This is a genomic window from Nonomuraea sp. NPDC050643, assembly GCF_040654715.1.
Classification (GTDB): Bacteria; Actinomycetota; Actinomycetes; order Streptosporangiales; family Streptosporangiaceae; genus Nonomuraea.
In genome coordinates this window covers 228,590-253,560 of the sequence record NZ_JBFAIM010000006.1, presented here as the reverse complement: position 1 = coordinate 253,560, position 24,971 = coordinate 228,590, and the positions used below count along the sequence as shown (strand labels likewise).

The window sequence follows — 24,971 nt, the reverse complement described above, 5'->3', positions numbered from 1 at the left end:
AGGACTGACCCGCCATGCGTTCTCTTCGCCGCACCCTGACGGCCGCCACGGCGGTGAGCGTCATAGCACTCTCCGTGACCGCCTGCTCCGACGACGGCTCCACGGTCAGGTTCGGCTACATCAGCGACTACAACGGCGCCAGCCTGCTCGCGATCGCCGCGAAGCAGGGCCTGTGGGACAAGCAGGGGCTCACCCCCGAGATCAAGGTCTTCACCAACGGCCCGCTGCAGATCCAGGCGCTCGGCGCCGGCGACCTCGACTTCGGCTACATCGGCCCGGGTGCGATGTGGCTGCCCGCCTCCGGCAAGGCCAAGGTCGTCGCGATCAACACGCTCGCGTACGCCGACCGCGTCATCGGCCGGCCCGGCGTCAACGGCATCCAGGACCTCAAGGGCAAGAAGGTCGGCGTGCCGGAGGGCACGTCCGGCGACATGGTGCTCAACCTGGCGCTGCGGAAGGCCGGGATGACGGTCAAGGACATCCAGAAGGTGCCCATGGACCCGGCGACCGTGGTGTCGGCGTTCGCCGCCGGGCAGATCGACGGGGCCGGGATCTGGTACCCGCTGATCGACACCATCAAGCAGAAGGTGCCCGGCACGGTCGAGCTGGCCAGCACCAAGGAGTTCCCCGAGAGCTCGTTCCCGACCGCCTTCGTGGGCGGCACGGGGGTGGACGCGGCGCTCACCGACAAGGTGATCAAGGTGCTGCAGGAGGCCAACGACTGGCGGGCGGCGCACCCCGAGGAGTCGATCACCGAGGCGGCCGCGCTGCTCAAGCTGGACGCGGCCAAGGTCAAGGCCGACGCGGCGAACGTGCAGGTGATGACGACCGAGGACCTGGTCGGCAAGACCAAGGACGGCACCGTGGCCAAGTGGCTGAACAGCCTGGGCGACTTCTTCGTCAGCACCGGTCAGCTCAAGTCGAAGCCCGACCCGGCCACGTACTACACCGGCGACCTCTACACGAAGGCCTTCACGAAGTGAACCTGCTGTTCCTGATGACCGACCAGCACCGCGTCGACACCCTGGGCTGCTACGGCAACCCGCACGTGGCCACCCCCAACCTGGACAGGCTGGCCGCGAGCGGCACCCGGTTCGACCGGTTCTACACGCCGACGGCCATCTGCACGCCCTCGCGGGCCAGCCTGCTCACCGGGCAGGCGCCGTTCCGGCACCGGCTGCTGGCGAACTACGAGCGCAACGTCGGCTATCTGGAGGACCTGCGCGAGGACGCCTTCACCTTTCCCGAGGCGCTGAAGGAGCAGGACTACCAGCTCGGGCTGATCGGCAAGTGGCACGGGGGGACCAGCAGGAACGCCGCCTCGTACGGGTTCGACGGGCCCGACCTGCCGGGCTGGCACAACCCGGTGGACCATCCGGACTACCTGGCGTACCTGGAGGAGCGGGGGCTGCCGCCGTACAAGATCTCGGATCTGGTGCGGGGCACGACGCCGAACGGGAACCAGGGGAACCTGCTGGCGGCGCGGCTGCACCAGCCGGTGGAGGCGACGTTCGAGCACTACCTGGCGACCAGGGCCATCGAGCACCTGGAGCGGTACGCGGCCGACGGCCGGCCGTTCTTCCTGGCCACGCACTTCTTCGGGCCGCACCTGCCGTACCTGCTGCCGGACGCGTACTTCGACATGTACGACCCAAGCCTGGTCGAGCTGCCGCCGTCGATCGCGGAGACGTTCGAGGGCAAGCCGCCGGTGCAGCGCAACTACAGCGCCCACTGGACGTTCGACACGATCCCGATCGAGGTCACCCGCAAGCTGATCGCGGTCTACTGGGGCTATGTGACCCTGATCGACGAGCAGATCGGCCGCATCCTCGACCGGATGGACGAGCTGGGCCTGACGGACCAGACCTCGGTCTTCTTCACCGCCGACCACGGCGAGTTCACCGGCGCCCACCGCCTGCACGACAAGGGCCCGGCCATGTACGAGGACATCTACCGCATCCCCGGCATCGTCCGGATCCCGGGTCAGCGGCCCCAGGTCAGGAACGAGTTCGTCAACCTGACCGACTGCACCGCCACGATCCTGGAGCTGGCCGGCTGCGACACCAAGCCCGCCGTGGACAGCCGCAGCCTGGTGCCCCTGGTCCGCGGCGAGCACCCGGAGTGGCCGGCCGAGCTGCTCGCGGAGTTCCACGGCCACCACTTCCCCTACCCGCAGCGGATGATCCGCGAGGACCGCTACAAGCTGGTCGTCAACCCGGAGTCGGTCAACGAGTTGTACGACCTCCAGGACGACCCGCACGAGCTGAGCAACCGCTACACCCACCCGGAGCTGGCCCCGGTCCGCCGCCGCCTGATGCGCAGGCTGTACGACCTGCTGCGCGAACGCGGCGACAACTTCTACCACTGGATGACGCCCATGTACGACATCGGCGCCCTCGACTACGACCCCACGCTGAGCTCCTTCGAGAAAGAGGACACCTCCGCATGAGGATCTTCCTCGGTGTCGCCGCCCTGCTGGCGACCCTGGCCGTCAGCCCCTTACCCGCCCAGGCCGTGACCTCCACGACCCCCGCGACTTACGCCAACCCGGTGTCGGCCGGGGTGGTGGACACCTTCCCCGACCCCACGATGATCCACGGCAAGGACGGCTACTGGTACGCCTACGGCACCCAGAACCCGGTCTTCAACAGCAAGGGCGAGCCCGGCGAGCGCATCCTGCCGATCATGCGCTCCGCGGACATGGTGACGTGGGAGTACGCCGGCGACGTCTTCACGGCGCGGACCCAGCCCGCCTGGCACGCCGGCACCCGGCTCTGGGCGCCCGACATCCGCTACATCGGCGGCACGTACCACCTGTACTACTCGCTGGCGTCCGGCGACCTCGGGCTGGTCACCGCGCCGACCCCGGCGGGACCGTGGACGGACCGGGGCGACGTCCTGCCGGCCGCGACCCAGGCCACGTGCCCCACGGGCCACATCGACCAGGCGCAGTTCACCGACGTCGACGGCACCCACTACATGTACTGGGGCAGCTACGACGTGATCTGCGTGGCGCGGATGAACGCCGACGCGACCCTCGTCGAGGGCGCGGCCACCCAGGTGGCCAGGGGCCGCAGGATGGAGGGCGGGTATGTCGTCCGGCGCGGCGGCCACTACTACCTGTTCTACTCCGACGCCGGCTGCTGCGACGGCGCCTACAGCGGCTACCAGGTCAAGGTGGGCCGCTCCACCAGCCCGTTCGGCCCGTTCACCGACGATGAGGGCGTCGATCTGATGGCGCTGACCAGCAAGGGCGCGATCGTGGTGGGCGCCAACGGCAACCGCTGGGCGGGCCCGGGGCACAGCGGCTTCCAGACCGACCTGTCCGGCCAGGACTGGCTGGTCTACCACGCCATCCCGACGGACGACCCGGACTTCCCGCCGGTCGGCCCGGGACGGCTGCAGAGCCTGAGCAAGCGCCCGCTGCTGATCGACCGCCTGGACTGGATCGACGGCTGGCCGGTGGTGCGCGCCGGGGCGGGGCCGTCCGAGGGCGCCCAGCCGGCGCCCGTCGCCTCGTTCGACGTGGGCGGCACGTTCGGCGAGGGCTCGATGACCGGCTGGCGTACCGAGGGCGGCTCCTGGACGGCGAAGACCGGCCAGGACTCCCAAGGCTACGGCTCCGGCACCGGTTACCTGGTCTCGGGGCGTAAGGCGCCGGCCGCCGACGTGCGCGCCCAGGCCGACGTGCGGATCACCGCCGGCGGCGCGGCCGGGCTGACGCTCGCCTTCGTCAACCGCGACGACCACGTCTCGGCCGTGCTGGACAAGGACCGCGGCGCCCTGGTCACCGACGTGGTGATCGGCGGCCAGAGCCGGGGCGAGTCGGTCACGCCCCTGCCGGCCGGTTTCGATTACGGCACCTGGCACACGGTCGTGGCCGAGCTGCGCGGCACGGCGCTGTCGGTCCAGGTGAGCGCCGACCAGCTCGGCGATCCGGTGGCGGCGCAGCGGCGCACGCTGCCGCAGGCCGCGGCCAGGCCCGGCTCCGTGGGGGCGATCGCCCGCGGCGCGGCCGACGCCGACAACGTGGGCGCCGCCAGGCTCCACACGCCCGTCACCGAGCGGGTTCCCGAGCCGCGGCCCGGCACGTTGCTGCCCGCGTACGGCGACGAGTTCGACGGCAGCGCTCTGGACCCGGCGTGGCGCTGGGTCCGCGGCCCGGCGGCCGGGGTGACGGTGTCGGGCGGCGCGCTGTCCTGGCCGACCCAGAACGCGGAGCTGTACCTGGACAACAACACGGCGTCGGTGCTGCTGCGGGACGCGCCGGAGGGCGACTACACGGTGGAGGCCAAGCTGCGCTTCGCGCCGGCGCAGGGCAACCAGCAGGCCGGCATCCTGCTGTACGAGAACGACGACCGCTACTTCAAGATGGCCCACTCCGCCCTTCCGCTGTCGCGGGGCAACGGTGCGGTGCTGCGGATGAGCGAGTTCGCCAAGGAGGGCGAGCGGCCGACGACCACCCCGCCGATCGCCGTGGCCAACGCCCCGATGTTCGGCGGGCCGACGGCGGAGACGATGTGGCTGCGGCTGTCGTACCACCATGACGCGGCCAACAGGGAGACGGAGGTCGGGGCGGCCACGAGCCGGGACGGGAAGCGCTGGGTGCGCAACGGCGTGTGGACGCTGCCGGCGAAGGGCCAGCTCAAGATCGGCCTGTTCTCGATGAACCGGGCGGGCGCGGTCGCCGCGTTCGACCACGTACGGACCTACCAGGACTGATCGCGGGGGTGGGCGCCCGCGTCAGTGGGCGCCCACGTCCGAGGACAGGCGCTGGGCCAGGTAGACGGGCACGACCGAGGCCGCGATCAGGGCGGCGGCCACCACGTTGACCACCGGCGCCTGGTTGGGCCTGAAGAGGTTCTCGAAGATCCAGATCGGCAGCGTCCGCACCCCGGCCCCCGCCGTGAACGTCGTCACGATGATCTCGTCGAACGACAGCGCGAACGCCAGCAGCCCGCCCGCCAGCAGCGCCGACCGGATCATCGGGAACGTCACCAGCCGGAACGTGGTGAACGGCCCCGCCCCGAGGTCCGCCGACGCCTCCTCCAGCGCGGCGCCCGTGCGCCGCAACCGCGCCAGCACGTTGTTGTAGACGGTCACCACGCAGAACGTGGCGTGCCCGACCACCACCGTGAACAGCCCGAGCCCCACCCCGAACGGCTCCAGCACGGTACGGAAGGCGTTGTTGAGCGCGATCCCCGTGACGATGCCGGGCAGCGCGATCGGCAGGATGATCACCAGCGACACCACGTCGCGGCCGAAGAAACGGTAGCGCTGCACGGCGAAGGCCGCCATCGTGCCCAGCACCAGCGCGATCGCGGTCGCCCCCAGCCCGGCCTGGACCGAGGTCCACAGCGCGTCGCGCACCCCGGAGGAGTTCCAGGCCGCGCCCCACCAGCGCAGGGTCAGCCCGGACGGCGGCCAGCCGAACGTGCGGTCGGCGTTGAACGAGTTGAGCAGCACGACGAGGAGCGGCACGTAGATCACGCCCAGCCCCGCCGCGAGCGCGAGGCGGAGCAGGGTCCTGGACAGGCGTGACAGCTTCACAGGCTCTCCAAGGCCCCGGTACGGCGCACGGCCGCCAGGTAGATCAGCATGATCACGACGGGGACGGTCGCCACGGCGGCGGCGAAGGGCAGGTTGTTGGCCGCCCCGATGTTGTCGTAGACCACGTTCCCGATGAGCTGGCTCCGCCCGCCGACGATCTTGACGGCGATGTAGTCGCCCAGCGACAGCGAGAACGTGAAGATCGACCCCGCGATCACGGCGGGGAAGGCCAGCGGCCACACGATCGTCCTGAACACCCGCCCGGCCCGCGCCCCGAGATCCCCCGCGGCCTCCAGCAACGAGTCCGGCAACCGCTCGAGCCCCGCGTAGATGGGCAGGATCATGTACGGCAGCCACAGGTAGGCCAGCGTCAGGATCGTCGCCGTCACCCCGAAGCCCCACCCCAGCAGCCCGCCCGACGACAACATGACCCGCCACGCGTACGCCTTGACCAGGTAGCTCGCCCACAGCGGCGTCAGCACCGCGATCACCAGCCAGCGCCGCGAGCGCGGCGAGGCCGGCTTCGCCATCGCGAACGCCATCGGGAACGCCACCACCAGGTCGATCACGGTCACCGCGAGCGCCACGCCGATCGAGCGCAGCGCGATCGTCCGGTAGACCTCCACCGTGACCAGGTCCTGGAAGTTCGCCCAGGTGAACGTCCTGACCAGCTCGCCGGTGAAGGTGTCGGTGGTGTGGAACGCGGTGACGAACAGCGCCGCCAGCGCCCCCAGGTACGCCAGTCCCAGCCACGCCAGCGGCGCCGACAGCAGCAGCGACAGGCGTACCCCCGCCCTGCGGTGCAGGAAGGAGGCGACCCGGGTCAACCCTTGATCTCCGTCCAGGCCCGCGTCCACTCGGCGTAGTCCTTGCACGTGACGTCGGCGCGGCCGTCGAGGCACTGGGCGATCGGCGTGGTCCAGTAGTGCACCTTCGAGAAGTAGGTCTCGTCGGTGGCGTGGAAGGTGTCGCAGTGCTTGGCGTCGGCCGTCTCCTGGCACGCCTTGGCGTTCGACGGGGCCTCACCGAAGTACTCGGCCACCTGGGCGTTCGCCTTGGGCGAGATGATCCAGTCGAGCCACTTGTAGGCGCAGTTCGGGTGCGCGGCCTTGGCGGCCACCATCCAGGTGTCGGACCACCCGGTCGCGCCCTCCTTGGGCAGCACGGCCTCCACGGGCGCCTGCTCGCTCTTGGCCACGTTGACGATGACCTGCCAGGTGGTGCCCACGACCGAGTCGCCGCTCTTGAACGCCTGGATCTCCTTGGTGTAGTCGGACCAGTACTCGCCGATGAGCTGCTTCTGCTGCTTGAGCAGGTCCACCGCGGCCTGGAACTGCCTGTCGTCCAGCGCGTACGGGTTCTTGATGCCGAGGTCCGGCTTGGTCGCCATCAGGTAGACGGCGGCGTCGGCGATGTAGATGGGCGAGTCGTAGGCCGTCACCTTGCCCTTGTAGGGCGAGTTCGGGTCGAACACCACGCTCCACGAGTCGGGGGCGGGCTTGACGGTGTCGGTGCGCCACATGAGCAGGTTGGCGCCGCGGCCGTGCGGGACCCCGTACGGGACGCCGTTCACGGAGTTCCACGGCTTGCTCTTCAGGCCGTCGAACACGTCGGTGTAGTTGGGGATGAGGCTGGTGTTGACCGGCGCGACCGTGCCCCCGGCGATCAGGCGCAGGGAGGCGTCGCCGGAGGCGGAGACGGCGTCGTACTGGCCGGTCTTCATGAGGTTGACCATCTCGTCCGACGTGCCCGCGACCTTGGCGTTGACCTGGCAGCCGGTCTCCTGCTCGAACGGGGTGACCCAGTCCACCTTGGGGTCGTTGGTGCCGTCCTCGACGTAGCCGGCCCAGGCCACGACGTTGACCTGGCCCTCGCCGGTGCCGAGGTTCTGCGGGGCGTCGATGCTGGGCGGGACGAAGCCGCTGCGGCCCGGCGGGGGCGCGCCGCCGGTCGTGGTGGTGCCGCCGCCTCCGCAGGCGGTGACGAGTACGAGGGCCGCCGCGGTGATCGCGAGTCCGGTCGGTCGCATGGCCTACCTCCGCTCTGTGCTGCCATGAGCTCCGTGCTGCTGTGAGTCGATCGCGAACTCGTGCCGCCGCTGCCACACGAGCCGGACGCGGGCGCCTCTCAGGCCCATGACGTCCATGGACGAGAACTCGAGGTTCTGCTGCAGGGCGATCAGCCGCCCGCCGGCGTCGAGGTCCACGACGAACCTGGTGGCCGCGCCGGCGTACACGACCTCGGCGATCGTCCCGGTGGCGGCGTGCTCGCCGGGACCGGCCGCCGCGGACTCGCCGGGCACGACGCGCAGCTTCTCCGGGCGGACGCTGAAGGTGCCGGGCCGGCCGAGGATCTTCTCGGCGGCGGCACCGGAGATGAGGTTGGAGGTGCCCACGAACCCGGCCACGAACGCGCTGGCGGGCCGCTCGTAGATCTCGGCGGGGGTGCCGACCTGCTCGATCCGGCCCCGGTCGAACACCGCGAGCCGGTCGCTCATCGTCAGCGCCTCGTCCTGGTCATGGGTGACGAACAGGAACGTGATGCCGACCTCGCGCTGCAATTCCTTCAGCTCGACCTGCATCTCCTCGCGCAGCTTGAGGTCGAGCGCGCCGAGGGGCTCGTCGAGCAGCAGCACGCGCGGCCGGTTGACCAGCGCCCTGGCGAGCGCCACCCGTTGCCGCTGGCCGCCGGAGAGCCGGCCGGGGCGCCGGCTCTCGAAACCTTCGAGGCGGACCGAGCGCAGCGCGGCCACGGCCCGCTCGCGGCGCTCGGCCTTGGGGATCTTCTTCACGCGCAGGCCGTACTCGACGTTGGCGAGCACGTTCATGTGCGGGAACAGCGCGTAGTCCTGGAAGACGGTGTTGACGTCGCGTTCGAACGGGGCCAGCCGGGTCACGTCTCTACCGCCCAGCTCGACGGCGCCCGCGGTGGGCGTCTCAAAGCCGGCGATCATGCGCAGCACCGTGGTCTTGCCCGATCCGGACGGCCCCAGCATGGCGAAGAACTCGCCGTCGCGTACGTCCAGATCGACGCCGTCCACGGCCTTGACCGGTCCGAACTCCTTGCGCAGCCCGCGTAAGCCGACGGCTGTCTCGCTGCCTGGCATAACCGAAAACATATGATTTCAAATGTTTCGCGACAAGAGTGATTCCTGCATCAATGTCGTTAACGGCGGGAGGGATGGGGCGATGGCGGTGAGTGGGTCCCACCTGGCCGTGTTCGCCCCCGTCGGGGGCGCGGGCAGGGTCGATGCCGTCGTACGCCGCCTGTCCGACGCGATCGCCCTGGGCCTGCTGGCCGACCGGGAGCAGTTGCCGAGCGAGGCCGAGCTGGCCGCGCGGCTGGGCGTCTCGACGGTGACGCTACGGGAGGCGCTCATGGCGCTGCGGCAGCAGGGGCTGGTGGAGACGCGGCGCGGCCGGGGCGGCGGCAGCTTCGTCCGCACGCCACGGGAGCCGCCCGAGCCGGGCGCGCGGCTGCGCGCGTTCACCGTGGACGAGCTGCGCGACCTGGGCGACCACTACGCGGCCATCGCCGGGGCCGCCGCCCGGCTGGCGGCGCGGCGGGCGCTGCCCGGCGACGTGGCGCCGCTGTGGCGCTCGCTGGACGACATGGCGCGGGCCGACTCGACGGCCGCGCTGCGCAGGCTCGACGGGCGTTTCCACATCGAGGTCGCGGCCGCGTCGCAGTCGGCGCGACTCACTCAGGAGGAGATCCGGTTACAGGCCGACATCGGGCCGTTGCTGTGGCTTCCTTACGACGAGCCGGGCAGGCACGATGAGGCCACGGCCCAGCATCGCGCCATCGCCGAGGCCATCCGCCACGCTGACCCCGGCCTGGCCCGCGACCTGGCCGAACAGCATGTGCTCGACGCGATCGAACGGCTGATAGAGCTGCGGCTGACGGACTCCTGACCCCGGCCGCGGCCCCAGGCACGGAGGTTGACGATGCCCCGACCCGCCACCCACGCCACGACCCCCTTACCTCCCGGCGACCCGCTCGCCCAGGCCGCCGCGTGCGTCCGCGAGAGCGTGGAGGGCGTGTTCACCGTGCTGGACGACGTCCGCGACCGCACGTCCGCCCTGATCGCCGGCCGGCGGCCGGTCAGGAAGGACCTGGAGGCGCTGCGGCCCGCGCTCTTCCGCCACCTCGGCGGGCTGGTGGCGGGCGCCGGGTTCATCGCGGCGCCGGGGCTGCTGGCCGACGCGCCCTGGTACCTGGAGTGGTGGCAGGACGACCCCTCGGGCACGCCGGTGCAGCTCCTGCGCGACCTCGACCCGGCCGGCAGCGCGTTCTACGACTACACGCACTGGGAGTGGTACACGGGGCCGTACGAGGGGGCCGAGCGGACGATCTGCGGACCCTACGTGGACTACCTGTGCACGGACGAGTACAGCCTCACGCTGTCGGTACCGGTGCCGGCCGGGGGCTCGTTCGCCGGGGTGGCGGCGGCCGACGTGTTCGTGCGGCGGTTCGAGGAGGCCGTCGGGCCCGCGTTGCGCGGCGTTCCGGTGCCCGCTTTCGTGATCAGCGCGGCGGGGCGGGTCGTGGCCTCCAACACGGCGAAGTGGATCGGGGGCTCGGTGTTCCGGGGCGAGGAGGGTTTCACCGTGCGGCCCTGCGGCGAACTGCCTCTTTCGCTGGTTTCCGCAAATGGTTTGCGCTTCTGACGCAAGAACTTGAGCCATCACTGAAAGTAGTTCACAGGGCCTTGTGGAGCGGTGTGCGGGGGGCCTACTGTCACCTCACCCCCCGAGAGAAACGAGCCCTCGATGCCCCGCACGCTCCTCGCGGCGCTGGCCGCCGCCGTCCTGGCAAGTGGCCTCACCGCGCCGCCCGCCCTGGCCGAGCAGAAGGCGCCCGTCGTGACCCGGGCGGCCCTGGATCCGGCGCTCGTCGCGGGCCGGGGCGCCAAGGTGGCGTTCGCCGAGCAGGAGGCGGAGAACGCGACGACGTCCGGCACGGTGATCGGGCCCGACCGGAGCGCGTACACGCTGCCCGCGGAGGCGTCCGGGCGCAAGGCGGTCAGGCTGACTCCGGGGCAGCACGTGGAGTTCACGCTGCCGGCCACGGCCAACGCGATCACCGTGCGCTACAGCATCCCCGACGCGCCCGGCGGGGGCGGCATCACCGCGCCCCTCGACGTCGCGGTCAACGGCAGGAAGCTCGCCACCATGACGCTGACGTCGCAGTACTCCTGGCTGTACAACCAGTACCCGTTCTCCAACGACCCGGGCGCCGACCTGCTGCACCCCGACTGGTGGATCACCGAGTGCTCGTGCGTGCCCAGCGCCACCACGCCCCCGCCCGTGATCGCCAAGCCGTTCCGGCCCAGCCACTTCTACGACGAGCAGCGCCTGCTGCTCGGCCGCGCCCACCGGGCGGGCGACCGGGTACGACTGACCGCCCCGGCCGGGAGCACGGCCGCGTGGACGGTCATCGACCTGCTCGACTCCGAGCTCGTCGGCCCGCCCCGGGTGGAGCCGGTCGCGGCCGACGTGCTGGCGTTCGGCGCCGACCCCACGGGGCGGCGCGACTCGGCCGGGGCCATCGAGAGGGCCATCGCGGTCGCCAAGCGCAAGCGGGTGAAGGTGTACCTGCCGCCGGGGACGTACCAGGTGAACCGGCACATCATCGTGGACGACGTGACGATCACCGGCGCCGGGAACTGGTACACGATCATCAAGGGCCGCGAGGTCGCCCTGCCGGAGCCCGCGCCCGACGGGTCGATGCACACGGGCGTCGGCTTCTACGGCAAGGACGGCGGCAGCCGCAACGTGCACCTGTCGGGGTTCGCGATCGAGGGCGACGTGCGTGAGCGCATCGACACCGACCAGGTCAACGGCATCGGCGGCGCGATGAGCGACTCGACGATCGACGGCCTGCACCTGCGTCACACCAAGGTGGGCATCTGGTTCGACGGCCCCATGACCAACGTGCGGATCACCGGCAACATCATCGTGGACCAGATCGCCGACGCCATCAACTTCCACACCGGCGTGACGAACTCGGTCGTGGCGAACAACTTCCTGCGCAACAGCGGTGACGACGCCCTGGCCATGTGGTCGGAGAAGAGCGCCAACACCGGCAACACGTTCGACCACAACACCGTCCAGACGCCCGTGCTGGCCAACGGCATCGCGATCTACGGCGGGCGGGACAACACGGTCTCCGGCAACCTGGTGGCCGACCCGATCAGGGAGGGCAGCGCGATCCAGGTGGGCTCCCGCTTCGGCGCCGAGCCGTTCACCGGGCGGCTGGACATCACCGGCAACACCACGGTCAGGTCGGGCACGTACGAGCTGAACTGGAACATCGGCCTGGGCGCCATCTGGTTCTACGCGCTGGAGAAGGACATCTCCGCCGACATCCGGGTGCGCGGCAACCACTTCCTCGACAACACCTACAACGCGATCATGCTGGTCAGCGAGTGGTCGGTGAAGGACCTGTACGCCATCACGAACGTGCACTTCAAGGACACCCGGGTGGACGGCACCGGCACCTCGGTGGTCAGCGCGCGGGTGAAGGGCTCGGCGACGTTCGAGAACACGGACGCGCGCAACGTCGGCGCGGTCGGGGTCAACAACTGCGGGTCGTTCGGCTTCCCGCCCACGGGCTCGGAGTTCTCGCTGACCGACCGCGGCGGCAACGACGGGGGCTGGCTGGCGCCGTGGCTGCTGCCCAACACCATCACCTGCGACGACCGCCCGCCGGTCGTCGCGCCCCCGGCGCCCGCGCCCTGGTGAGCACGCCCTGGTGAGCACGCCCTGGTGAGCACGCCCTGGTGAGCACGGGCGGGGCCGCGCCGGGCCCCGCCCCCGCCGCGTCAGCGCATCGCGCCCAGCCCCTTGACCACGGTGGTCGTCAGCGTGCCGATCTCGCCGATGCCGATGCTCACCGTGTCGCCGTCCTGGAGCGTGAAGGGCAGGTCGGGCACCAGGCAGGTGCCGGTGGCCAGCACGGCGCCGTCGGGGAAGGCGTCGGCCCTGAACAGGTAGCCCGCCAGGTCGTCGAGGCGCCGGTTGAGCTGCGAGGTGCTGGCCTTGCCGTCCCACACCGTCTCGCCCGCCCTGGCGATGGTGAGCGTGATGTCCAGCGCGTACGGGTCCGCCACCTCCCACGCGGGCCTGATCGCCGGCCCGACCGCGCAGCCGCCCAGGTAGATCTTGGCCTGCGGCAGGTAGAGCGGGTTGACCCCCTCAATGGTGCGCGAGCTGACGTCGTCGACCACGGTGTAGCCGACGATCTCGCCGAACGCGTTGAGCACCAGCCCCAGCTCCGGCTCAGGCACGTCGATCTCCGAGTCGTCGCGCACGGAGATGCGGCCGCCGTCGCCGGAGACCTTCCAGGCCACGGACTTGAAGAACAGCTCGGGACGCTCGGCGTCGTAGACCAGCTCGTACACGTCGGCGGCCCGCTCGCTCTCGAGCACCCGCGCCTCGCGCGAACGCCGGTAGGTCACGCCCGCCGCCCACACCTCCATCAGCCCGTCCACCGGGGCCAGCCGGCGCACCGCCGCCGACGGGTGCCGGGGCCCGTTCGCCTCCGCGCAGCGCTCCCGCAGCCCATCGGACGACAGCCGGAGCAGCTCGCCCACGGTGGTGACCCCGGTCAGCTCCACCACGTGCTCCCCGTCATCGACACCTACGGCGTCGGCGCTGGTCAGAGGACTGGTGAACCGTACGATCTGCATGCCTGCTCCTAGCTCCATCAGACGAGGGGGCACATGTCATCCGATGAATTGTCTCCTATCAACCCAACGTAGTGCTTTGCCGGGGTGATCGGGAGGGCGAATTCCGGTGGCCACAACCTGCGGTCGCTTGATGTAATCGAAAGCCCACGTTGAGCGACTATCCCGATGGCGGTGCCCCTTGACGCAGGACGACGCGCTTGTCCTCCCTCCCCGCCCCGGCGACGCCAGGACCTGGGAAGCCTACGTCGATCGGCTGCGCACGCTGCGCCTCTGGGCGGGCGCGCAGGACGACGAGCTGGCCGGCGCCGTGCCGGAGCTGAGCGTGGAGGCGATCGGCGGCGTGCTGGGCGAGCGGCGCGCCGCCACGCCCGACCGCCGCGCCACCGACCAGATCGTGCGGGCCTGCCTGCTGCTGCGCGACTGCTCCGAGGAGGAGATCGCGCGGGAGCGGGCCCTGTGGCGGGCGGCGTGGGATCGCGTGCTCGCCGGCGACGGCGTCAGGCCGTCGTCCGGGCGGGCGCGGCGGGTCGCGGGCGGCGTGCTCCTCCCGGCCGTGACCGGGGTGGTGGGCAACCTGGCCACGAGCAACATGGCGAACCCCTGGACGTGGGGCGCGCTCGGGCTGGTGGTCGCGGCGCACGCGGCGCTGCTGCTGGCCGGGCCGTCGCGCTGGTTCGGGGGGCCGCTGCCCGTGGTGGTCGCGGTGCTGGCCGCCGCGGCCGTGATCGCCGCCCTGCTCCTGGCGCCACGGTCCCGGCCGGAGATCGCCTGCGCCCCGGGCGATCCGGCGTCGTACGTCACCCCGCCGGTCAGGGATCCCGGCCTCGGCATCACCTGGCAGACGGGCCACGTCTGCCCGAACCGCCCCGCCACGGTGTACTCGGCCGCGGGCAGGGTGACCGGGCGGCTGCTGACACGCGTCAGCCTCTTCCTCTGCTGGGTCGAGACCCGCGACGGCCACTGGTACCGCACCGTGGCCGACGAGGCCGTGGCGGACCGGGGCTGGGGTTACGTCTCCGAGCAGCACGTGCACGCCACGCATCCCGTCCCCGGCATGGACGCCTGCCCCTAGACCACCTCGAAGTCGGCCATCATCGCCATGTCCTCGTGCTCGAGGTTGTGACAGTGCAGCATGTAGCGGCCACGGTGGCCCTCGAAGCGCGCGAGCACGTCCACGACCTCGTACGGGCGCACGTCCACGGTGTCCTTCCAGCCGGCGTCGGTCGCCGCCGGCGGCCTGCCGTTCCTGGCCAGCACCTGGAAGTGGGCCAGGTGCACGTGCACGGGATGGTGGAAGTCGCTGGTCAGCCGCCACACCTCGGCGGTGCCCAGGCGCGGCCTGGCCAGCGGAACCCCGGGACGGTAGGGGTGGCCGTTGATCGTCCAGACGTCGCCGGTCCTGCGGAAGTCGAACACGCGGGTCGCCACGGCGGGCGGCCGCTCGGGCGGGCGGGCCGGCCGGGCCGGCACGGCGCTGTCGTCGGCGGCCCTGCGGGCGACCACGAACCGCATGATGGGAAGCGCGGCCAGGGCGTCGACCAGCGTGACCGCGCTGCCGACGGAATAGGCCGAGAAGTCCACGACGACGTCGTACCGCTCGCCCGGGGAGATCGGGATGCTGTCGTGCGTGACGGGCGCGGCCAGGAGGCCGGCGTCGCTGCCGATCTGGGTGAACCGGCCGCCCGGCGTCAGCCGGAGCCGGTAGCGGCGGGCGTTGGAGGCGTTCAGCAGCCGCAGCCGGTGCCGGGTGGCGCTCACCTCGGCCACCGGCCAGGGCGCGCCGTTGACCAGGATCACGTCCCCCTCGACGCCCTCCATGTAGCCGGCGTCGTGGGCCCGCGGATAGCGGAAGGAGCCGTCCTCCTCGAACGCCCGGTCGCAGATCAGCAGCGGCAGCTCCCGCTCGCCCCCGGGCAGCGGCAGCGCGTCCTCCTCCGCGTCCCGCACCAGCGCGAACCCGGCCAGCCCCCGCCAGACCTGCGGCGCCGTGTGGTCCATGCGGTGGTCGTGGTACCAGAGCGTGGCGGCCCGCTGGTCGACCGGGTAGTGGTAGTCCTTGGCGCCCTGGTGCAGCACCTCCCCGGGGTGGCCGTGGTGCGCGTGGTGGCCGGGAGGCACCACGAGGTCGGTCGGATAGCCGTCGGAGCCGGGCGGGTTGACCCCGCCGTGCAGGTGGGTGGAGGTGGGCACGGGCAGCTCGTTCCGCACGCCGATCGTCGTACGGCTCCCGCGCCGCAACTCGAACGTGGGCCCGGGAAAGGTCCCCCCGTAACCCCAGACCTCGGTACGCGTGCCGGGGATGATCTCCACCTTCGCCACGCGCTGCGTCACCTCGTACCGGCCGGGGCGCACCGGCCTGGCCACCTCGGGGATCGGCAGCGGGACCGTGAACGGTTCCGGCAGCGGCAGCCGGCTCTCCAGGAGTTGCCCGGCGACCTCGCGGCAGCCGGCGGCGGCCAGCCCGGCCCCGCCCAGCACGCCGAGGAACCTGCGCCTCGACACGGCCCTCATGCCGCCCGCCCGCAAAGAGAGCGCCAGGTCCAGACCGTGAAGACCGCCGACAGGCCGAAGATCGTCATCCCGAGCGGGAAGTGCGCCGCGATCACCCGCCACTGGCCCAGCGCCACCTGGACCGTCTCCAGCGCCACGAGCCCCAGACTGGCCGCAGCCGGCCACAGCGGCCCCCGGCCCGGCCGCCACAGCAGGATCGCCGCGACGAGCTGCAGGTACAGGACGCTGTGGGTGACCCCGGCATTGTCGCGGTGCCAGGTCAGCAGGTCCACGTCGCCGGTGACGAACAACCCGGCCAGCGCGGCCTGGCCGAGCACGCCGGCCAGGTGCGCGGTCGCCAGTGCCCGCAACGACCACACGATCCAGCCGGGCGGCGCGGGGATGGAGGAACTCATGCCGGCCATGGTGCTGAATGTCCGGCCTCGGCCACATCCGTCGCCGGGCGGCACGGCGGCGTACTCCCGGGGTCGTACGCGGCCCGCCGGGCGTCCCCGGCGTACGCCCGGGGGATGACGTCCGCCTCGGCCCGGTCGCCTACCTTGTGAGCATGGACAGCCGGAAGACTGGACGCTGAGCATGGACGGCCGGAAGACGGACGCGCTCGTCGCGGCGGGCGCCCTGACGGCGATCGTGGGCGGCACGTACGCGAACCTGTCGTGGACCGGCCCCCTGGAACGCCCGCTCGACGCGGCCGGGCTGACACTGATCACGGTCTCGGCGCTGTCGCTCGCCTTCCGGCGCGCCGCCCCGCTCGCCGCCGGGATCGTGGCGGCCGTCGCCGGGGTCGCCTACTACGCGGCCCACTATCCGGGCGTGTTCGCCGCCGGGCCGGTGCTCGCCTGCATCTACACGCTGGCCGCGCTCGGCCGCCGCAGGGCCGCGATCTGGCTGTCCGCGGGGCTGGCCACGGCGGTCTACGGGCTGATGGCGCTGGCGGCCGACGACCCCGCGGCCGGCAACGCGATGACCCTGCTCAGCGGCTGGCTGGTGGCCATGGTGGTGGTCGGCGAGGTGACGCGGGGGCGGCGGGCGTACCTGCGGGCGGTGGAGCAGCGGGCCGAGGAGGCCGAGCGCACCCGCGAGGAGGCCGCGCTGCGCCGGGCGGGCGAGGAGCGGCTGTGGATCGCGCAGGAGCTGCACGACTCGCTCACGCACAGCATCTCGGTGGTGAACGTGCAGGTCGCGCTGGCCATGGAGCTGCTGGACCGGCGCCCAGAACGGGTCAGGGAGTCGCTGGCCGCGATCAAGGAGTCGGGGCACGAGGCGATGCGCGAGCTGCGGGCCACGCTGGGCGTGCTGCGGCAGGGCGATCCCGACGGCGTCGAGGCGGGGCTGTCCCGGCTGCCGCGCCTGGTGTCCAGGGCCGAGGGGGCAGGGCTGCGGGTGGCCCACACGGTGTCCGGCGACCCGTACGCGCTGCCGCCGGAGGTGGACCGGGCCGCGTACCGGATCGCGCAGGAGGCGCTCACCAACGTGCTGCGGCACGCGGGCGCCGCGGCGGTCACGCTGGCCGTCGAATACGATCCCTCGAGGGTCGTGCTGCGGGTGGAGAACGACGGCGAGCCGGGGACGGCCGGGCCGGGAATGGGGTTGATCGGGATGCGCGAGCGCGCGGTCGCCGTCGGCGGCTCCCTCACCGCGGGCCCCGGCGACGACGGCGGCTTCACGGTCCGCGCCGAGCTGCCCGTGCCCGCGCCGTCATGATCAGGGTGCTGCTGGCCGACGACCAGCCACTGATCCGGGCCGGCTTCAAGGCCCTGCTCGAGCTCACCGACGACATCATCGTGGTCGGCGAGGCGGCGGACGGCGCGCGGGCCGTGGAGCTGGCCGGCCGGCTGCTGCCGGACGTGGCGCTGCTCGACGTGCGCATGCCGGTGCTCGACGGCATCCAGGCCACCCGCAGGATCGGCGCCGACCCGGCGCTGAACTCCGTCCGCGTGGTGATCCTCACCAACTACGCCCTCGACGAATACGTCTTCGCCGCGCTCCGGGCCGGGGCCAGCGGCTTCCTGCTCAAGGACATCGAGCCGGGCGACCTGCTGCAGTCGGTCCGGGTGGCCGCCCGCGGCGAGGCCCTGCTCTCGCCCTCGGTGACGCGCCGCCTGATCGAGGAGTACGTCAGCACCCCGCCCCGCCCGGCCCCCTCCCCCGGCCTCGACCGGCTGACCGGGCGCGAACGCGAGATCGTCTCCCTGGTCGCCAGGGGCATGTCCAACGAGGAGATCGCCGCGCACCTGGTGATCAGCGGCGCCACGGCCAAGACCCACGTCAGCAGGTCGATGATCAAGCTGGGCGTGCGCGACCGGGCCCAGCTCGTGGTGTTCGCGTACGAGTCCGGCCTGGTGGTCCCGGGAACGAACGCCTAGAAGGCCACCAGGAGCTCGTAGGCGTTCAGCAGCCAGACCAGCAGCCACAGGGCGACGGCCGGGAGCCGGAACAGCCCCCGTCCGCTTCCGTTCACGGCTCCGGCCCTACCCGTTGACCGGTTTGCCCAGGGCGCTGCCCGCCAGCCAGTCCTCCCAGGACTTGGCCCACGGGGTCGGCCCGTTGCCGAATTCCAGCTTCCGCGACGTCCCCGAGACCTCGATGATGTCCCCACGCTGCGTGAACTCGTAGAACCACCGCGCGTCGGCCGGGCCGGCGTTCACGCAGCCGTGGCTGACGTTGCGGCTGCCCTGCGCGCCGGTGGACCAGGGGGCGGCGTGGAAGAAGGTGCCGCTGTAGGTCATGCGGACGTTCCACTTCGTACGGATCCGGTATTCGCCGGGCTCGCCGATGGTGGCCGAGTCCATGACGATGTCCGCGGCCTTCTCCTGGGCGATCATGACGCCGGAGTAGCTGTCGTCGCCCGGCTTGCCCAGGCTGACCGGGATGGTCTTGACGACCTCGCCGTTCTCGCGCACGACCGCCCGGTGGGAGCCGGCGCTGACCTTGGTGATGTGCTCGGGGCCGACGGTGAAGCTCAGGCTGCGGTCCTTGGTGCCCCACACCCCCGGCCCGGCCCGTACGCCGGCCAGGTGCGCCACCACCGTGACCCGCTGCCCCACGGGCCAGTACTCGCGCGGCCTGAACTGGACCTCGCGATCGCTCACCCAGCTCCACGCGCCCTCGACCGGCTTCGACATCCGGATGACGAGCGAGCGCTCGACCGCCGCGCGGTCTCGCTGGGCCGTGACCGGCCGCGACAGCAGGAGCTGGATCGGCATCCCGACGCCGACCTTCTCCCCGTCGAGCGGCGACATGCCGCTCTCCAGCGCGCGCTTGGGTTTGAGGGTGGTGAACGTGGAGCGGCCCGTGACCGGCTTCCCGTCCGTGCCGGTGGCCTGGGCGCTGACCGTGTACGCCGTCGAAGGCCGCAGGGCCCACCGGGGACGCCACGTCCCGTCCGCGCCCACGGCGCCCCGGACCTCACGGCCCTTGGCGTCGGCCACGGTCACCTTCGTGACCTGGCCGCCGGTGGCCTTGACGCCGACGCCGGTGTCCGGGGCGACCTTCGTGGCGCCGTCGGCGGGCGTGATCGACAATTTGGCCACCGGGGCCTGCTCCTGTGGCCCGGCCGGCGCGGCCCCGCCGCCGCCGTCCGATGTGCATCCGGCGGTCACGAGGAGTGCCGCCGTCAAAGTGCCGGTGATTATCTTCCTGGTCCGGCCGTTCCGCATCGCTGATGCCTCCCGCGCCTGACATATCGGGGATCTGGTGGACTTCTGCCCGCTGCGGGCGGGCCCATGCGGGCAGAGTCCGTCGGCGGGCCCGCCGACGCGGGCCGATGAGCTTGATCCGGCCTTCCGCTGCCGACAATCTTGGGCCCGTGGACTACTACCTGATTGCCGGGACGGCAGGAGACCGGTCACCGGCAGGCCTGCTGGTGGAGGAGTTCGTCCTCTGTGACGACTACACGGCGGCCGGCATCGACGGCGCCGAGTGGCGGCCGGACACCCGGGCCTGGTCGGCCTCCGCCGAGTTGAGCCGGGCCATCCGCGCCGACCTGGCCCTGCGCGGCCGGGTGACGCCGGTGGGCAGGCAGGACGCGTGCGCCGCCTTCGCGCGGCTGGGCGGCGGCGACCTGCCCGAGGAGGACGGGCTGCGCTTCCTCTTCCAGGAACGCCGCAGCCTGCCCGCCTCGGCCCCCCTCAACCTCGGCTCACGATCCGGCGCGCGCCGCTACCGGATCCTGTTCGCCGGGGAGCTCGGCGCCGACGGGCTCGAGAAGGCGCTCAAAGCGCTGCGGCTCGAACCCACCGACGACCCGCGCGTGGTCGGCAAGGCCTCGACCAGCACCGGCGGCCACGGCTTCACCTGGGAGCTGCGCCGGATCGGCGCGGGCATCGCCTGGTGCGTCGACGTGACCGCCCGGCTCGGCTCGGGCCCGGTCACGGCGCTCGGGGCGCTGCTGCACCACCACCGGCAGGCCATCCGCGACCAGGGCCTGATCCCCGTCACGGTGGAGCGCTTCGCCTGAGGTCAACCGATAGGTGTCACATTTCCCCCGCCTGCTGCGTCTTGGTGGTGACGATGCAACCAAGCCGGAGGCGGGGTCACCATGAAGGGCAGCTCACTGGCCAGAGCGCTCGACGATCGGGTCGGCGGGGCCGGTTTCCTGAAGAAGGCGATGCGGAAGGTCTTCCCCGATCATTGGACGTTCCTGCTCGGGGAGATCGCCCTGTACGCCTTCGTGGTGATTCTCCTCACAGGCGTCTTCCTCACGTTCTTCTTCAAACCCAGCATGGCGGCGGTCGTCTACGACGGCTCCTACGTGCCGCTGCGCGGGGTCGAGATGAGCCAGGCGTACGCCTCCTCGCTGGACATCAGCTTCGAGGTGCGCGGCGGCCTGCTGATGCGGCAGATGCACCACTGGGCCACGCTCGTCTTCCTGGCGGCCATCGTCGCCCACATGCTGCGCAACTTCTTCACCGGCGCCTTCCGCAAGCCGCGTGACCTGAACTGGCTGATCGGCGTGGCCCTGTTCGGGCTGGTGATGCTCAACGGGCTGTTCGGCTACTCGCTGCCCGACGACCTGCTGTCGGGGGCCGGGCTGCGCATCCTGCACGGGGTGACGCTGTCGGTGCCGCTGGTGGGCACGTACGTGGCGGCGTTCCTGTTCGGCGGCGAGTTCCCCGGCGAGGACATCATCGCCCGCCTCTACAGCCTGCACGTGCTGCTGATCCCCGGCGTGCTGCTCCTGCTCATCCCGCTGCACGCGGTGGTGCTGACCTGGCGGCAGACCCACACCCAGTTCAGGGCCAAGGGGCTGACGGACCGGGTGGTGCGCGGCGCGCCGTTCTTCCCCGCGTTCCTGGCCAAGACGACGGTGTACTTCCTGTGGGTGCTCGGCGTGGTCGCGCTGCTGGCCACGGTGTTCCAGGTGAACCCGATCTGGCTGTACGGCCCGTACGTCCCCAGCACGGTCAGCGCCGGCTCCCAGCCCGACTGGTACATGGGCTTCCTGGAGGGCGCGCTGCGCATCATGCCGCCCTGGGAGTTCGCGGTGTTCGGGCAGACGGTGACCATGAGCGTGCTGATCCCGGCGCTGGGCGCGCCCGGACTGCTGTTCACCGTGCTGGCCCTCTACCCGTTCCTCGAACGGCGGGTCACCCGTGACCATGCCATCCACCACCTCCTCGACCGGCCGCGCGACGTGCCGGTCCGGGCGGGGCTGGGCGTGGCCGGGATCGCCTACTACGGCGTGCTCTGGCTGGCCGGGGGCAACGACCTGATCGCCACGACCTTCCACATCTCGCTCAACGCGACCACGTGGATCTTCCGGGTGCTGATCGTGGCCGGCCCCGTGCTGGGCTTCGTGCTCGCCCGCCGCCTGTGCATGGGACTGCTGGCCCGCGACCGGCACACGGCCGCCCACGGCGTGGAGACCGGCGTGATCGTGCGCGGGCCCGAGGGCGGTTTCCGCGAGATCGAGCGGCCGGTGACCGAGGAGGAGTCCGCGGTGCTGGTGCCCGTCACGGGACCGGCACGGCGGGCACTGTGACCGGGCCCAGAAGGGGGTTGAGCACCTCCGCCTGAGACCGGCCGGCGGGGACGATCACGTCGAGCGCCTTGGGCACCGTGCCCGGGTCGGCGGCGCACAGCGGGGACGTGCCGCCCTCGGCGCAGAGGCCGAACTGGAACGGCTGCGGCGTGGCGGCGAAGCCCCTGGCCTGGTCGGCGCTGAAGCCGTCCTGGCCGGTGAGCACCACGGCGAAGCGCCAGCCGGGCCCGGGCGTCCCGAACGCGGCCCTGGGCAGCGCGATCGTGATCGTCCGTGTCGTGCCGGAGGCCCGTACGGCGGCTCCGGCCGGCGCGGCGCCCGCGGCCGTCACCCAGACCGGGGCGGCGAAGCCCTGCGCCTCGAGCCGCTGGGTCCAGGCGTCCTGCTCGGCGATCCGGTGGTTGCGCTGCGGGAAGGCCGGGTCGGTCGAGCGGGTGGCCACGGCCGGGTCCTGGACGTACACGTCGAGCAGTTGGGCGCCCATCTGGTTGCCGAAGGTCGCCGTGAGGTCGCGTACCTGGGCCCGCAGGTAGACGGTGCTCGCGTCGGTGACGACCTGGAACCTGGTCAGGTCGAACGTCCCGGCGTGGAAGTCGGGGGACGTCGGATAGGCGTAGGTGCCGGGGCCGTTGTCGTCGCCCTCCGGGTCGGCGACGTCGAGGACGGTCGTGGCGTCGCCGATGTCGCCGATCACCGTGCGCCGCGCGTGGGCGGTGCGGCCGTCGGGGGCGGTGGCCGTGACGGTGATCGCGACCTCGCCGAAGGCCACCGGCACCGAAGCGGCGAACGTCCCGTCCGCGCCGGCGCGTACCGAGACGACCTGGGTGGGGGCGCCGGTGTCGACGGGCGTGGCGGCGAGGTCCACGCGGGCTCCGGGCACCGTGGCGCCCTCGACCGGGACCGTGGCGCCGGTGGCGTCCGGCGGGACGGTGACGGTGAGCGGGGCGGCCTGCGGCATGGTGGCGTAGCGGCGCCTGACGGCGTCGGGCTGCTCGACGGGCCGGGTGCCGCCGAGCGACAGGACGAGCCGCACCACCTGGGCCTGCGCCCACGTCAGCGGGGAGGCCGAGCCGGCCGGGCCGCCGTCGCGCAGGCCGATCGAGGCGGTGGCGGGGTCGGTGCCGTACGGGGAGGCGGGCAGGTCCGGGTTCTCCCACGCCTGCTCGGGGATGAGCCCGGTGCCCGAGGACATCGCGCGCATGGCCGACAGCAGCGCGGCGGCCGTACCCGGGTCGCGGGTCTGGAGCGCCTGCTCGGCCCGTTCGCCGGCCAGGACCGGCCAGACGTGGCCGCTGCCGTTGTTGCCGGTGGGCCAGGGCTTGCCGGACGGCGCGCAGGAGGTGGGGTCGGGCTCGTAGCAGTCGCCGTAGCCGTCCTCGGTGCCCGGGGTCTCGGAGCCGTAGCGGTACCAGCCGGGGCCGTTCGCGGTCGCCCGCCTGATCACGCGGTCCACGACGGGCAGGCTGGCCAGCACGTCGGGGTCGTCGGGGCGCAGGATGCCGAGCCGGGTCAGCTCCAGGAAACCGGCGTCCACGACCCGGCGCTGGTCCTCGGTGGGGCCGCCGTTGCCCAGGTTGTACGACTCCGCCGCGTCCGGGTCACCGTTGCGCGACAGGCGCAGGAAGTACCGGGGGGCGTACGGGCCGGTCGTGGTGACCGTCCACGCCTTGATCGAGCGGGCGAAATGGTCGGCCGTGGCGCGGTAGAGCCTCGCCCGGCCGTGGTCGCCCTGCCGGGTGGCGATCTCCCCCGCCGCGACCAGCCCGGCTATCTCGGCCGCGATCGTGGACGGCGAGTGGCCGGACTGCTCCTCCCACCGCTCGACCCCGAACGCGGGCCCTCGTGAGAGCACGAAGTCGGCCGCCGCCCGCACCCGCGGCCACAGCCCGGAATCGCCCGCCAGCCCGGCCTGGTAGGCCATGAGCAGGGGGTAGGCGGTCTCGTCGAGCTGGTCCCCGCCCGAGTCCGGCGCCAGTCTCCCGTTGAGCAGCGAGTTGCGCGGCAGCCGGCCGTCGGGCAACTGCTGGCGCTCCAGCAGGAAGCGCACCGTGCTCCGGGCGGTGGCCACGTCGCCGGCGGCGAGCAGGCCGGTGAACGCCTCGTACAGGTCGCGGGAGAAGACCTCGCGGTAGGAGCCGAAGTAGACCGCCTTGCCACCGACGAGGTCGCCGGCCCCGACGGCCTGTCCCCACGGGCTGGCCAGCGAGGCCACGATCGCGCCCGGGAACGTCTTATCCTCGCTCGCCTTCAGCACGTTCGCGGACAGCCGGTAGAAGTCGGCCAGCGCGGCCGGCGGGCGGCGCAGGCCGGCGTCGTAGTCGGCCCAGCCCTTCTCGTAGCGTCCACGGGTGTCGTCGAAGGGCCGGGCGGCGGCCTCGCCGGCGGTCCTGAGCGCGGCGGCCCTGCTGCGCCCGAACCCGAGCGCGAACGTCACCTCGCCCCTGGCGTCGAGCGGCAGCCGGGCGGTGGCCACGACGTTGCCGGCCGGGGCGTCGGTGTAGGGGGTCAGCTCGCGGGCCGCGTCGAGCTGGGCGGCGCCGTCGCCGGCCGTGCCGGCGTACCCGACGCTCGCCTGCGGCAGCCGTCGATCGGCCCGCAGCGCCAGGTGGGTGGGGACCGCGTAGTCGCGGGCAGAGGCGGCGGTCTCCGTGCCGGTGTCCCAGATGACGGGGGCGCCGGTGGGCCCGTCGACGGCGCCGCTGTCGGCACCGCCGTTGGACGGCCCGCCACCGCCGTTGCCGTTGACGTTCGCGTCTAGCCGCACGTACAGGCGCAGCCCGGCGGGTTCGAGCCGGGTGCGGACGACCACGGCGTCGCGGCCGGGGTCGGTGAGGTAGGTGGTGGTGAGGCGGTAGCGGCCCTGGCGGCCGGTCGTGGTGATCGTGCAGGTCATGCCGGAGCGGTCGGTGCTCACCCGGTAGGTGGTGTCACGGGTCTGCAGGTCCGTGAACGTCCGGCCGTCGGTCACGACGAACTGCATGGTCTCGACGTTCGTGTTGTCGATCGTGGGCTCGTACACGTCGGACAGGACGCCGTTCGCGACCGTGTACCAGACCTTGGAGGTCCGGCCGGTGGCCGTGCCCACGCAGTCCTTGCGGGCGAGCCCGAAGTGGGAGGGCGCGCCCGGCCCGCCCGGCGCGGGGGCGCCCGCCAGGACGGGATCGGCGGGGACGACGACCAGCGCGGCGGAGGTGATCAGGGCGAGAACGGACCGTCGAATCGCAGGCATGCCAG

General features: G+C 72.3%; 20 protein-coding genes. 11 read left to right on the top strand and 9 right to left on the bottom strand.

Going from position 1 to position 24,971, the window contains the following annotated elements; translation table 11 throughout:
* Positions 1-14: 14 nt before the first annotated feature.
* Genes AB0I15_RS10430 through AB0I15_RS10420 form a run of 3 tightly spaced genes read left to right on the top strand, consistent with a single transcriptional unit; the run spans position 15 to position 4,722 of the window.
* Positions 15-983, top strand: a complete 969-nt coding sequence (locus AB0I15_RS10430) for an aliphatic sulfonate ABC transporter substrate-binding protein (RefSeq protein ID WP_358092656.1) — start codon at positions 15-17, stop codon at positions 981-983.
* Positions 980-2,449, top strand: a complete 1,470-nt coding sequence (locus AB0I15_RS10425) for a sulfatase-like hydrolase/transferase (RefSeq protein ID WP_358092653.1) — start codon at positions 980-982, stop codon at positions 2,447-2,449. The genes AB0I15_RS10430 and AB0I15_RS10425 overlap by 4 nt, the downstream gene beginning before the upstream one ends.
* Positions 2,446-4,722, top strand: coding sequence for a family 43 glycosylhydrolase (locus AB0I15_RS10420; RefSeq protein ID WP_358092650.1), 2,277 nt, complete (start codon positions 2,446-2,448; stop codon positions 4,720-4,722). The genes AB0I15_RS10425 and AB0I15_RS10420 overlap by 4 nt, the downstream gene beginning before the upstream one ends.
* A 21-nt stretch (positions 4,723-4,743) precedes the next feature.
* Here the strand turns inward: AB0I15_RS10420 and AB0I15_RS10415 are convergent, their stop codons facing one another.
* From AB0I15_RS10415 to AB0I15_RS10400, 4 genes are read right to left on the bottom strand one after another with little or no spacing between them, the layout of a single operon-like run.
* Complete coding sequence (locus AB0I15_RS10415; protein ID WP_358092647.1) at positions 4,744-5,550, bottom strand: ABC transporter permease; 807 nt, start codon at positions 5,548-5,550, stop codon at positions 4,744-4,746.
* Positions 5,547-6,377: an ABC transporter permease gene (locus tag AB0I15_RS10410; protein ID WP_358092644.1), complete on the bottom strand. Its 831-nt coding sequence runs from the start codon at positions 6,375-6,377 to the stop codon at positions 5,547-5,549. Before AB0I15_RS10410 ends, AB0I15_RS10415 begins: the two co-directional genes overlap by 4 nt.
* Positions 6,374-7,579 (bottom strand): ABC transporter substrate-binding protein, encoded by a 1,206-nt coding sequence (locus AB0I15_RS10405; protein WP_358092642.1) that lies wholly within the window; start codon positions 7,577-7,579, stop codon positions 6,374-6,376. Before AB0I15_RS10405 ends, AB0I15_RS10410 begins: the two co-directional genes overlap by 4 nt.
* Positions 7,580-7,582: 3 nt before the next feature.
* A complete protein-coding gene (locus AB0I15_RS10400) occupies positions 7,583-8,656 on the bottom strand; it encodes an ABC transporter ATP-binding protein (RefSeq protein ID WP_358092639.1) in 1,074 nt (357 codons plus the stop codon).
* Positions 8,657-8,738: 82 nt separating this feature from the next.
* Between AB0I15_RS10400 and AB0I15_RS10395 the strand changes: the two genes are divergently transcribed.
* From AB0I15_RS10395 to AB0I15_RS10385, 3 genes are all read left to right on the top strand, one after another.
* A complete protein-coding gene (locus AB0I15_RS10395; RefSeq protein WP_358092636.1) occupies positions 8,739-9,464 on the top strand; it encodes an FCD domain-containing protein in 726 nt (241 codons plus the stop codon).
* Positions 9,465-9,497: 33 nt separating this feature from the next.
* Positions 9,498-10,220: a cache domain-containing protein gene (locus AB0I15_RS10390; RefSeq protein ID WP_358092634.1), complete on the top strand. Its 723-nt coding sequence runs from the start codon at positions 9,498-9,500 to the stop codon at positions 10,218-10,220.
* Positions 10,221-10,322: 102 nt separating this feature from the next.
* Positions 10,323-12,296: a glycosyl hydrolase family 28-related protein gene (locus AB0I15_RS10385; protein WP_358092631.1), complete on the top strand. Its 1,974-nt coding sequence runs from the start codon at positions 10,323-10,325 to the stop codon at positions 12,294-12,296.
* 80 nt (positions 12,297-12,376) lie between these two features.
* Here the strand turns inward: AB0I15_RS10385 and AB0I15_RS10380 are convergent, their stop codons facing one another.
* Positions 12,377-13,243 (bottom strand): fumarylacetoacetate hydrolase family protein, encoded by an 867-nt coding sequence (locus AB0I15_RS10380; RefSeq protein WP_358092628.1) that lies wholly within the window; start codon positions 13,241-13,243, stop codon positions 12,377-12,379.
* Positions 13,244-13,421: 178 nt separating this feature from the next.
* Between AB0I15_RS10380 and AB0I15_RS10375 the strand changes: the two genes are divergently transcribed.
* On the top strand, positions 13,422-14,315 hold the full coding sequence (locus tag AB0I15_RS10375) for a hypothetical protein (RefSeq protein WP_358092625.1): 894 nt from the start codon (positions 13,422-13,424) through the stop codon (positions 14,313-14,315).
* Here the strand turns inward: AB0I15_RS10375 and AB0I15_RS10370 are convergent.
* Positions 14,312-15,754: a multicopper oxidase domain-containing protein gene (locus AB0I15_RS10370; RefSeq protein WP_358092622.1), complete on the bottom strand. Its 1,443-nt coding sequence runs from the start codon at positions 15,752-15,754 to the stop codon at positions 14,312-14,314. The genes AB0I15_RS10375 and AB0I15_RS10370 overlap by 4 nt on opposite strands.
* A complete protein-coding gene (locus AB0I15_RS10365) occupies positions 15,751-16,149 on the bottom strand; it encodes a hypothetical protein (protein ID WP_358092619.1) in 399 nt (132 codons plus the stop codon). Before AB0I15_RS10365 ends, AB0I15_RS10370 begins: the two co-directional genes overlap by 4 nt.
* Before the next feature lie 181 nt (positions 16,150-16,330).
* Here AB0I15_RS10365 and AB0I15_RS10360 point away from each other — a divergent pair, with 181 nt between their 5' ends.
* Both AB0I15_RS10360 and AB0I15_RS10355 read left to right on the top strand, forming a co-directional pair.
* Positions 16,331-17,458, top strand: a complete 1,128-nt coding sequence (locus AB0I15_RS10360; protein WP_358092616.1) for a sensor histidine kinase — start codon at positions 16,331-16,333, stop codon at positions 17,456-17,458.
* Positions 17,455-18,120 carry a response regulator transcription factor gene (locus AB0I15_RS10355; protein WP_358092613.1) on the top strand — a complete coding sequence of 222 codons (666 nt, stop codon included), beginning with the start codon at positions 17,455-17,457 and terminating at the stop codon, positions 18,118-18,120. The genes AB0I15_RS10360 and AB0I15_RS10355 overlap by 4 nt, the downstream gene beginning before the upstream one ends.
* A 105-nt stretch (positions 18,121-18,225) precedes the next feature.
* Here AB0I15_RS10355 and AB0I15_RS10350 read toward each other — a convergent pair whose 3' ends face one another.
* Positions 18,226-19,287 (bottom strand): Ig-like domain-containing protein, encoded by a 1,062-nt coding sequence (locus AB0I15_RS10350; RefSeq protein ID WP_358092610.1) that lies wholly within the window; start codon positions 19,285-19,287, stop codon positions 18,226-18,228.
* 275 nt (positions 19,288-19,562) lie between these two features.
* On the opposite strand from AB0I15_RS10350, the gene AB0I15_RS10345 reads away from it, so the two are divergent.
* Both AB0I15_RS10345 and AB0I15_RS10340 read left to right on the top strand, forming a co-directional pair.
* Positions 19,563-20,213, top strand: a complete 651-nt coding sequence (locus AB0I15_RS10345) for a hypothetical protein (RefSeq protein WP_358092607.1) — start codon at positions 19,563-19,565, stop codon at positions 20,211-20,213.
* Positions 20,214-20,294: 81 nt separating this feature from the next.
* Complete coding sequence (locus tag AB0I15_RS10340) at positions 20,295-21,737, top strand: cytochrome bc complex cytochrome b subunit (RefSeq protein ID WP_358092604.1); 1,443 nt, start codon at positions 20,295-20,297, stop codon at positions 21,735-21,737.
* Here the strand turns inward: AB0I15_RS10340 and AB0I15_RS10335 are convergent.
* On the bottom strand, positions 21,709-24,966 hold the full coding sequence (locus AB0I15_RS10335) for a glucodextranase DOMON-like domain-containing protein (protein WP_358092601.1): 3,258 nt from the start codon (positions 24,964-24,966) through the stop codon (positions 21,709-21,711). The genes AB0I15_RS10340 and AB0I15_RS10335 overlap by 29 nt on opposite strands.
* Between the last annotated feature and the right edge of the window lie 5 nt (positions 24,967-24,971).

Excerpts from the sequence above, each read along its gene's own strand:
- AB0I15_RS10430 (WP_358092656.1), top strand. The coding sequence starts at position 15 with ATGCGTTCTCTTCGCCGCACCCTGACGGCCGCCACGGCGGTGAGCGTC.
- AB0I15_RS10420 (WP_358092650.1), top strand. The coding sequence starts at position 2,446 with ATGAGGATCTTCCTCGGTGTCGCCGCCCTGCTGGCGACCCTGGCCGTC.
- AB0I15_RS10405 (WP_358092642.1), bottom strand. The coding sequence starts at position 7,579 with ATGCGACCGACCGGACTCGCGATCACCGCGGCGGCCCTCGTACTCGTC.
- AB0I15_RS10400 (WP_358092639.1), bottom strand. The coding sequence starts at position 8,656 with ATGCCAGGCAGCGAGACAGCCGTCGGCTTACGCGGGCTGCGCAAGGAG.
- AB0I15_RS10395 (WP_358092636.1), top strand. The coding sequence starts at position 8,739 with ATGGCGGTGAGTGGGTCCCACCTGGCCGTGTTCGCCCCCGTCGGGGGC.
- AB0I15_RS10390 (WP_358092634.1), top strand. The coding sequence starts at position 9,498 with ATGCCCCGACCCGCCACCCACGCCACGACCCCCTTACCTCCCGGCGAC.
- AB0I15_RS10385 (WP_358092631.1), top strand. The coding sequence starts at position 10,323 with ATGCCCCGCACGCTCCTCGCGGCGCTGGCCGCCGCCGTCCTGGCAAGT.
- AB0I15_RS10380 (WP_358092628.1), bottom strand. The coding sequence starts at position 13,243 with ATGCAGATCGTACGGTTCACCAGTCCTCTGACCAGCGCCGACGCCGTA.
- AB0I15_RS10370 (WP_358092622.1), bottom strand. The coding sequence starts at position 15,754 with ATGAGGGCCGTGTCGAGGCGCAGGTTCCTCGGCGTGCTGGGCGGGGCC.
- AB0I15_RS10365 (WP_358092619.1), bottom strand. The coding sequence starts at position 16,149 with ATGAGTTCCTCCATCCCCGCGCCGCCCGGCTGGATCGTGTGGTCGTTG.
- AB0I15_RS10360 (WP_358092616.1), top strand. The coding sequence starts at position 16,331 with ATGGACGGCCGGAAGACGGACGCGCTCGTCGCGGCGGGCGCCCTGACG.
- AB0I15_RS10355 (WP_358092613.1), top strand. The coding sequence starts at position 17,455 with ATGATCAGGGTGCTGCTGGCCGACGACCAGCCACTGATCCGGGCCGGC.
- AB0I15_RS10340 (WP_358092604.1), top strand. The coding sequence starts at position 20,295 with ATGAAGGGCAGCTCACTGGCCAGAGCGCTCGACGATCGGGTCGGCGGG.
- AB0I15_RS10335 (WP_358092601.1), bottom strand. The coding sequence starts at position 24,966 with ATGCCTGCGATTCGACGGTCCGTTCTCGCCCTGATCACCTCCGCCGCG.